The 8,413-nt window shown below is 68.4% G+C and carries 7 protein-coding genes; 4 read left to right on the plus strand and 3 right to left on the minus strand.

Annotated features, from left to right (window positions below; genetic code table 11):
- Positions 1 to 720: 720 nt before the first annotated feature.
- From FHS87_RS22715 to FHS87_RS22725, 3 genes are read right to left on the minus strand one after another with little or no spacing between them, the layout of a single operon-like run.
- The gene (locus FHS87_RS22715; protein WP_184522035.1) at positions 721 to 2,265 is read right to left on the minus strand and encodes a sulfatase; all 1,545 of its coding nucleotides are present in this window, start codon (positions 2,263 to 2,265) and stop codon (positions 721 to 723) included.
- A 5-nt stretch (positions 2,266 to 2,270) separates the two neighbouring features.
- Entirely contained in the window at positions 2,271 to 2,684 is a 414-nt protein-coding gene (locus FHS87_RS22720; RefSeq protein WP_184522038.1) for an allophanate hydrolase-related protein, read from the minus strand.
- A gap of 8 nt (positions 2,685 to 2,692) precedes the next feature.
- Positions 2,693 to 3,751, minus strand: coding sequence for a Bug family tripartite tricarboxylate transporter substrate binding protein (locus tag FHS87_RS22725; RefSeq protein ID WP_184522040.1), 1,059 nt, complete (start codon positions 3,749 to 3,751; stop codon positions 2,693 to 2,695).
- Between the two features lie 3 nt (positions 3,752 to 3,754).
- Between FHS87_RS22725 and FHS87_RS22730 the strand changes: the two genes are divergently transcribed.
- The 4 genes from FHS87_RS22730 to FHS87_RS22745 all read left to right on the plus strand — a co-directional run bounded on the left by FHS87_RS22730 (position 3,755) and on the right by FHS87_RS22745 (position 8,130).
- The gene (locus FHS87_RS22730; RefSeq protein ID WP_184522043.1) at positions 3,755 to 4,861 is read left to right on the plus strand and encodes a LysR family transcriptional regulator; all 1,107 of its coding nucleotides are present in this window, start codon (positions 3,755 to 3,757) and stop codon (positions 4,859 to 4,861) included.
- A 140-nt stretch (positions 4,862 to 5,001) separates the two neighbouring features.
- The gene (locus FHS87_RS22735; protein WP_184522046.1) at positions 5,002 to 5,211 is read left to right on the plus strand and encodes a hypothetical protein; all 210 of its coding nucleotides are present in this window, start codon (positions 5,002 to 5,004) and stop codon (positions 5,209 to 5,211) included.
- Positions 5,212 to 5,474: 263 nt separating this feature from the next.
- A complete protein-coding gene (locus FHS87_RS22740) occupies positions 5,475 to 6,470 on the plus strand; it encodes an AraC family transcriptional regulator (protein ID WP_184522049.1) in 996 nt (331 codons plus the stop codon).
- A gap of 229 nt (positions 6,471 to 6,699) precedes the next feature.
- Positions 6,700 to 8,130, plus strand: coding sequence for an alpha/beta hydrolase fold domain-containing protein (locus FHS87_RS22745; protein ID WP_184522052.1), 1,431 nt, complete (start codon positions 6,700 to 6,702; stop codon positions 8,128 to 8,130).
- Positions 8,131 to 8,413 lie beyond the last annotated feature (283 nt).

Raw genomic sequence — 8,413 nt, forward strand, 5'->3', positions numbered from 1 at the left:
AAGTCTACGGCGCCACCTGCGGGGTAGGGAACGACAAGCCGAATAGGTCGACCATTCGAGACCTGTTGGGCGCGCACTGGGCGGGCGGTAGGGACGACGGCTCCCAGCGCCGCTCCCAGGCCGGATATGACTGCCCATCGACGCGATATCATGAGGGATGAGGTGATCGGCATCGCGGTGTCCTAACGGCCACTGTGGCCCGGCAAACGGAACGGCGATGCCGCCAGAGCGTTCCATTGTTCCACCCGGGCTGTCCTGTCGACCCTGCGCAGCCACTCGTAGCGTCTACAGTTTCATCGATAAGCAGATGCGGCATCTGGGATCGATCCCAGGTAAAAACTGCCCCTCCAACAGGCGTTCACGCACGATAATCGCCCACTGGCGTGCCTGGAGGGCAGAGGAGGGGATCTCGCCACAATCGTCTCGCGTGTCACGGTAGGGCTCGATGAGGATGAGCGTGGGCAGCTTTGCGCCCACTTCAGTCGTTTCGACCCCTCGGTGGGCGCTCCCAAAGCGGACGGCCCAGACCGAGGAGCCCAGCGGCGCCACCCGCTTCAGCATCTGCCAACCAGAGGGCGGTGAAGAGGAGCCCATCATCCTGCAAGGACAGCCGGATTGGTCAGCCTCCTCGCATGTAGCGCCGTTCCGGTCGATAGCGGCGCGCCCATCTGGATGTCAGGAGCGAGATCAGTCGGGCGAGCCAACGCGACAGCGGCATCGTCAGGCACCTGTGAGGTTGCGAGAGTGCTGAGGGACAGGATCCGGGTTGAGATTCAGGCGTCGGAACGCCTCCTCCGGTGCCTCGTGCAGGCGCATCGCCTCCGTCATCCCCGCGATCAAGCAGGTGAGGACTTCCTCGTCAGCAATCGGTGAGACCTGGCCGGGGTCCGCCTGAAGATCGTAGAGGACGGTCAGCGCTTCGTCGAAGAGCCCGTGCGGTGGCTCGCGGGTCTTCTGCCCGGGGCGCGCGGGAACCTTGAGGAGCGGCATGCCCTGGGTGAACCCGAAGGGCTCCACGAGGCTGGCCCCGGCCAGCTCCTCCGTCGCGAAGAAGTTCTTCTGGTGGAGCGGGATGAGGACGTATTCGTAGAGCTGCTGTGTCAGCATGTCCGGCGGATAGCGGAAGTACGTGTGCCGGCCATCGGTCACGTTCGTCGCAGCGCCGAACATACCGAAGATGGCGCTGTCGCGGATGCTGGCGTCGCTGTCGAGCACAGGCAGGAGGGAACGGCCGGTTACCACGGATGGCGGCTCTACCCCGAAGCAGTCGAGGAGGGTGGGCATCAAATCGATGGTCTGTGTCAGCGCTTTCCGTCGGCCACCGGATCGGTGGCTGGGATGCCAGAAGAACAGCGGGATCCGCGCGATCTCCTCGTAGAACGGCATGACGTTCTTCGCCCACCACTCGTGCTCCCCGAAGAGGAAGCCGTGGTCGGTGGTGACGATCAGCGCCGTGTCCTTCCAAAGATCGTCCTGGTCGAACACGTCGAGGAGGCGGCCGAGCTGCTCGTCGCAGAGCGTCAGCAGGGCGGCATAGTTCGCCCGGATCTCGGCGATTTCGGCGGGCGACTCCGTCACGCGCTTGTACCGGGGCCAGTCGAGGATTGGGCCCTCATACCCCGTCTGGAACCGCTCCCGCAGGCGCGGCGGCGCGTAGAAGGGCTCGTGCGGGTCGAAGGTCTCGAGGTGCAGCAGCCAGCGATCGGCGTGGCGGTTCGTGGCCAGGAACTCCAGCGCCGCATCGAAGCACTTCACGCTCGGGAAGTCGGCCTCCTCCTTCATGTACTCGCGATTGACCATGTAGTTCAGCCGCCCGTCCGTGTGCTCGGCCGGATGCTGCAGCGGGTGGTACATGGCCTTGAAGCGCTCGAGCGGCGGCTCGACTAGCGCCTTCCACTTGTCCTTCTCCTGCCCGCGTATGTACTCCCAGCTTGAGTAGCGCTGGTGGTAGGTCGCGCCGCCATCCTCGAAGTAGTGGAAGTGGTCGGAGATGAGGTGGCTGTACACGCCGGCCTTCCCGAGCAGCGCGGCGTAGGAGATGTCGTAGGGTTCCAGCGGTCCCCAGCCGCGGTGCAGGAAGTTGAGCCGCCCCGTGTGCAGATCCCGCCGCGCGGGCATGCAGGGCAGGCTGCCGACGTAGTGCGTGTCGAACACCGCCGAGCGTCGGGCCAGCCGGTCGAAGTTCGGCGTTGGCACGGCGGTGCCGCCATAGGCGCCCAGGGCGTGCCGGTTGAGACTGTCGAAGAGGACAAAAACCACGCGCATGCCGATCACCCCACCTTCGTGCTGGCCAGGAAGGCACGCCAGCCGCCAAGCTCGCTGATGTCCCAGGCCTCCCCGGCCTCGGCCGGGTCACAGAGGTAGCCCTGCACCACCGTCCCATCCTCCAGGACCACTTGGCCGAGGCGGATGGGAGGGCGGACAAGACGCGCGAGCCGCCCCACTGCGCCGGCCGGCAACTCGTACAGCTCGCCCTCGATGTGAACCCCGTCCTCCCGTGCCGCTTCGACGAGGCCTGGGTTCGGGCTGGTTCCGGCAGCCCGCGCCAGCAGGCGGTATGACGCTGCCGTCCGCACGGGCCGGACGAGCCTGGCTCCCTCGTCCAACAGCTCATGGTGCCGGGACAGTCCGGCCAGATGATTTCCCACCGCGAGGAGGAGGTCGGACCCGGTCACATCGGTCATGTGCACGTCTACTCCGGCCGAATGCCCTGGCGGTCGATCAACGCCTTCCAGCGGCCGATCTCCGACACCTGGAAGGCCCGGCACTCCTGCGGCGTGCTGGCCGACACGGTGAAGCCGATCTCCGCCATGCGCTGCACCACCTGCGGCTGGCGCAGCGCGGCGGTGATCTCCTTGTGCAGGCGGTCCACAATCGGGGCCGGTACACCAGCCGGCACCATCATCGCCTGCCAGGAGGTGACGACGAGGTCGCGCAGCCCGGATTCCACCCCCGTCGGCACGTCCGGCAGCAGGGACGAGCGCTCGGGTGAGGTGATCACGATTGCCCGCAGCCGTCCCTCGCGCACGTGGTTGGTGACGTTGCCGAGGTTGAAGAAGGCCATCTCGACGTTGCCCGCCATGAGGTCCGTCAGGGCTGGCGGGCCGCCGGGATAGGGCACGTGCTGCGCCTGGGTGCCGGTGAGCTGCTTGAACAACTCCATCGTCAGCTGGTCGGAGGAGCCGACGCCGCTGGTGGCGTAGGAGGTCCGGTCGCCCCGGCCCTTCATCCACGCGACGAGCGAGGGCAGGTCCCGCGCCGGGTTCTGCGGATTGACGACGAGGACGTTAGGCGTGGTCGCCACCAGGGTGATCGGGTCGAAGTCCTTCACGGGGTCGTAGCTGAGGCTGGGGCGCAGGGCGAAGTTGATGGCGAAGTGGCCGATCGAGCCCATCAGCAGCGTGTACCCGTCAGGGGCGCTGCGGGCCACGAAGCGGCTCCCTACCTCGCCGTTCGCACCGGGCCGGTTGTCCACCACCACTGGCCGTCCGAAGGACTGCTGGAGGATGGGAACGATAGAGCGGGAGATCACGTCGCCCGTGCCGCCGGCCGGCCCGGGGACGACGATGCTGACGGGGCGGGACGGCCAGGGATCCTGCGCGGCGGCCCGCCGCGCCGGTATCCCGCCCCCGACGAGAAGCGAGGCGCCGAGGAAGGCGCGCCGGCCGCACCGGGCCGGACCTTTTGACCCGGCGGCCTTCTGTCCGGTCGATGCCAGATCGCGAAAGCTGGACGGCTGGTCTGTCGCCATGGGGTGGATGCCTCCTCCGGAGCCGGTCGGCCTGGACGCCGCGCGGCTTTATTTTCGGCGAGCATTGCGCGAGCATCCGCAAGAAGTCCAAGACCATCGGGCGACAGCCCCGATGCCGAATCGGCATGGAGGAACCCTCTGGAACTGCGCCAACTCCGCTACTTCGCAACCGTCGGACGCCAGCGACACTTCGGACGCGCCGCCGCCCTGCTCCGGGTGGCGCAGCCCGCGCTCAGCCGGCAGGTCGCGAAGCTGGAGGCGGAGTTGGGTGTCCAGCTCCTGGAGCGGCATGCCCGAGGCGTGGCCCTGACCGCGGAGGGCGAGGTGCTGTTGTCCCGGGCCGAGGCGGTTCTTGCTGAGGCTGGTGCCCTACTGGACGAGGCGCGCTCGCAATGGAAGGAACCCCAGGGGACCGTTACCCTTGGCTTCTCCCCGAGCGTGGCCGAGCTCTTCGGGGGACGGCTGGCGGCGCTGAGCCTTCGCCGTTACCCGCATGTTCGGCTGCGGATCACGACGGCGGCCAGCCCCGTGCTCGAGAGCTGGATCCACGAGGGACGGGTCGAGGTAGCCATCCTGAATGGCCCAACGGACCCCTCCCGCTTTCTACTGACCCCGCTGCTGGAGGAGCCTGTCTGTATCATCGGGCTACGCGCGGACCCGCGGCTGGCCACGGACAGGATCGACTTGGCGGCCCTGGGCCGTCTGCCGCTGGTGGTCACCGGCCCGCCGGATGGTCCCATGCAGCGCATGCTGATGGCTGCCCAGGCTCAGACGGGGCAGGTCCTCTCGCCGCTCGCCCAGGTCGATACGGCTGTGGTCGGACGCCAGCTCGTCCTGGCGGGCGTCGGGCCAATGGTGGAGGTGGCCGCCGTCGTGAGAGCTGAGGTGGCGAGCGGCACCCTTCAGGCCGTGCCGATCGGAGATCTCCGGGTGCAGCGCTTCCTCGCCCGTGCGAGGGGACGCGCGGGGTCCGACGCCGTGTCACGGGTCGCCGGCCTCATGCGCGATTGCGTCGCGGAAATGATAGCGGACGGTAGCTGGCCCGGAGCCAGGGCACTTGATCGAGGCGGGGCCGTCGAGGAACACCAATCTCAACAAGGACTATCGTGAGCGGCGCGATGCCGGCGCTTCGAATTCGGAAACGGCATGGCAGCTTTCGGCCAACTTCAGCCGCCGTGATTGGTAGGTGCTGGACGCCTACAGCGACGGAGGCCGGCTATACTGGGCGGGGCATCAGGACCGCGCGAACCATGAGCGACGACTACATGAAGACCCAGGGCGAGGCGCTCGCCCAGCACCTCCGGCTCACGGACGGTAAGTCCGGCTACGTTGAGGCCACCGCTAACGGCTTCCAGGTCTTTGTCCGCAAGAAGTGGGCGGGCAAGCAGATCACCTCCTGGGACGGCATGCCGGTCGAGTGGCACGAGAATGTCGGTACCCACAAGGCGGCTAACCGCTGACCCAGAAGCACTCCGCCCCGGCGGTGGGACGCGGCGTGCCATCCTCCCGTTGCCTGGGACAGCGGCACAGCAGTACGCCTACGTGAGGTCCTCTTCGAGACCCTCGCACCCGACCCCCACGCCTATCGGTGGAACCCTGTAAATCAGGCCTCGTGGCCTCTCTGGCCGGGCACTTAGGCACGATAAACCCCTACTGGCATGCACGATGAGTAGGAGAGGGGGGTCGTGAAGACGCGGTCTCCGCCGCGGGCTAGGCTTCAGCCATGACAGCTAACAACCACGACCGGCTCCTGGCGACCATCGCTGTTCATCTCCACTCGGCCTCGATCTGTACTATCGGACAGGGCTGGCGCCTCTCCTTCGCGCCCTTCGAGGCTGTTACCGTTCACCACGTCCTTGCTGGCACCGGAATCGTGCAGGTCGGCAACGCTTCTCCGCTGCCCTACTCCCCCGGCAGCGTCATCGTCGTGCCTCCACGACAGGGCCACGTCGTCGGCGATCCCAGGCCCGAGGCGAGACAGGTCGATGCTGAGGACCACTGCGGTGCCTTCGCGGATGGGCTCGCGGCTTTCACGGCGGGTGACGGTCCTGGCACGGTGTTGCTCTGCGGCTCCATCCCCGCGCCCCATGGACGGGCCCTCGGCCTTTTCGACCTCCTGACGAAAGCGGCGGTAGAGACACCGGCCGACGAGGTGGGCCGTGGCGTCTTCGACCTCATGCGCGCGGAGATCGCCTTGCCCGGCCTCGGCACGGCGGCGATGACCGAGGCGCTGATGAAGGCCTGCCTCGTCGCCCTGCTGCGCGGGCGCCTTCGGCGCGAAGACCATGGCGCGCCCTCGGCGGCTCTGCCCGGGGATCCCCGCCTCGCCCGCGCCGTCCTCGCGGTGCTCGAGAACCCCGGCGCTTCGCACACGGTTGCAAGCCTTGCCGATAAGGCCGGAATGAGCCGCGCCTCGTTCGCCGATCATTTTGCCCGCGTGCTGGGTAGCGGCCCCATGGAGTTCGTCCAGTCGGTGCGGCTCCGCGCCGCCGCACGGCTGCTCGGGACGACCGACCTGCCACTGAAAGTCGTGGCGGCCGCGGTCGGCTATGCCGACCCCTCCTCGCTGTCGCGGGCCTTTCGGGGAACATACGGAACAGACCCGACCACCTACCGCAGCCTGGCCGTCCACGCCTGGCCGGAGCCGCTGGAGGCAGGGCTCGATGGGCCCTCCTGTGCCAACACGGCGCGTCGCACCCCGGCGAAGCCGCCTACCTAACAGGACGTCCAAAAGGCCCGGCACGGCGTCCAATGCACCACTTGCCGGCGCAACCCGCTGCAGTCACCAGGGCTTTGGCCTCCCCGAGGACGCCCGCGCCGACCTGGCCCGCGGCGTCCGGCTATCAGATCCTCGGAGAGGCTCAACCGTTATGACGAGAAACACCTGCAGGACCTTTCGTGCCGCGCTTCTTGCCGGCACCACGGCGGGATGCCTTGCCCTGAGCGGGATGGGACAGGCACTCCACGCCCAGTCCGCCTCGACGGCGCCGGCCGCGGCGCAGGCCACCTCCGAGGCGCCACGCCCGGCGTCGGACATGGCCGCGGTCCTCCAGACCCTCACCGCCCTCGGCGCCAAGCCGTTCGAGACGCTCTCGCCCACCGAGGCGCGGCGCCAGCCCTCCCCGGCCGATGCGGTAAAGCGGGTGATCAGCGACCGCGGCATTCAGTTGCCGCCGGCCGTCGCAGCGGTGCAGACCCGCGACCTCCAGGTGGACGGCGCGGCCGGGCAGCTCCCAGCGCGGCTCTACACGCCCGGCAACCGGCCGGCCGGCGCCGCGCCCCTACCGCTGATCGTCTACTGGCACGGCGGCGGCTGGGTGGTTGCCGACCTCGACACCTACGACGCGACCCCGCGCGCCCTCGCGGCCATGACGGGCGCTGCGGTGCTATCGGTGCACTACCGCCAGGGGCCGGAGAACCGCTTCCCCGCCGCCCACGACGACGCGGTCGCGGCCTACCGCTGGGCCATCGCCAATGCCCGCCAGCTCGGCGCCAACCCGGAGCGGCTGGCCGTCGCCGGCGAGAGCGCGGGCGGCAACCTCGCCATCAACGTCGCCATCGCGGCGCGGGACGGCAATCTCACCCGCCCGGACCACGTCCTCGCGGTCTATCCCATCGCCGGCGCCGACACGAACACGCCGTCCTACCAGGAGAACGCCAACGCGCTGCCGCTCTCGCGGGGCGCGATGGAGTGGTTCGTCAAGAACGCCTTCGACAACGCGTCCCAAGCCCAGGATCCCCGGGTCAACCTTGTAGGACGCAACGACCTGCGCGGCCTGCCGCCGGTGACGATCGTCTCCGCCCAGATCGACCCGTTGCGGAGCGAGGGCGAGACCCTGACGGCGCGGCTGCGGGAGGCGGGCGTCGACGTGCAGCAGCGCACCTACCCCGGCACCACCCACGAGTTCTTCGGCATGGCGGCGGTGGTGGAAGGCGCGCAGCAGGCCCAGGCCTTCGCGGTCGAGCGGCTGCGCCCGGCCCTGGGTGGCCAGGCGCCGGCGCCGGCGCAGCCCGTCGCCACCAATGCCCCGGCCAACGCGGCCGCGGTACCTTCCCTCAGCCGCGAGGAGGCAAGCCGGCTAGTCGGCACCAACTTGGTCGGCGCCAATAACGAGAAGACGGGCGAGATCGAGAACCTCATCGTCGACAGCACCGGACGTGTTCGGGGCGCAGTGGTCGAGTGGGGCGGCTTCCTCGGCATCGGCCAGCGCAGCGCGATTGTCCCGATGAACAGCATACAGTTCCAGGCGGATGGCAGGGGACACCTCGCCTTGACGCGCGAGCAGCTGGAAGGGCTGCCGCGCTACGATCGTGACAAGCTGAGCGAACTGGGCCGGCAGCAGGGCTTCGGCGACAACCTGCAGTTGCTGCATAAATAACCTCGAGGGCGATGGACCCACGAGAGCTTCTCGTGGGTCCATCGTCCTGAACCGTTAAGTGCGGACCTGGCACCATAATCGCCCAATCTCGTGCCTGGCGGGGCAGGGGAGGTGGCTACAACTGGTGCTGCGTTAGAACGCACCGAGAGTCCTCGCCCTTCGGAGCTGAACGGCCGAGTTTGGCCGAAGAACGAACCCGCTATCGCGGGATTGGTCCTGTTTGCACTGATGCGCTGCCGCGTCGGCAGACAGGCATGAATTGAGCGGGCCCGGGCCCGAGCCG

It is taken from the genome of Muricoccus pecuniae, from assembly GCF_014199205.1.
Classification (GTDB): domain Bacteria; phylum Pseudomonadota; class Alphaproteobacteria; order Acetobacterales; family Acetobacteraceae; genus Roseomonas; species Roseomonas pecuniae.

Bases quoted from the DNA above. Each gene is read 5' to 3' on its own strand.
- FHS87_RS22715 (WP_184522035.1), bottom strand. From the start codon at position 2,265: ATGCGCGTGGTTTTTGTCCTCTTCGACAGTCTCAACCGGCACGCCCTG.
- FHS87_RS22720 (WP_184522038.1), bottom strand. From the start codon at position 2,684: ATGACCGATGTGACCGGGTCCGACCTCCTCCTCGCGGTGGGAAATCAT.
- FHS87_RS22725 (WP_184522040.1), bottom strand. From the start codon at position 3,751: ATGGCGACAGACCAGCCGTCCAGCTTTCGCGATCTGGCATCGACCGGA.
- FHS87_RS22735 (WP_184522046.1), top strand. From the start codon at position 5,002: ATGAGCGACGACTACATGAAGACCCAGGGCGAGGCGCTCGCCCAGCAC.
- FHS87_RS22740 (WP_184522049.1), top strand. From the start codon at position 5,475: ATGACAGCTAACAACCACGACCGGCTCCTGGCGACCATCGCTGTTCAT.
- FHS87_RS22745 (WP_184522052.1), top strand. From the start codon at position 6,700: ATGGGACAGGCACTCCACGCCCAGTCCGCCTCGACGGCGCCGGCCGCG.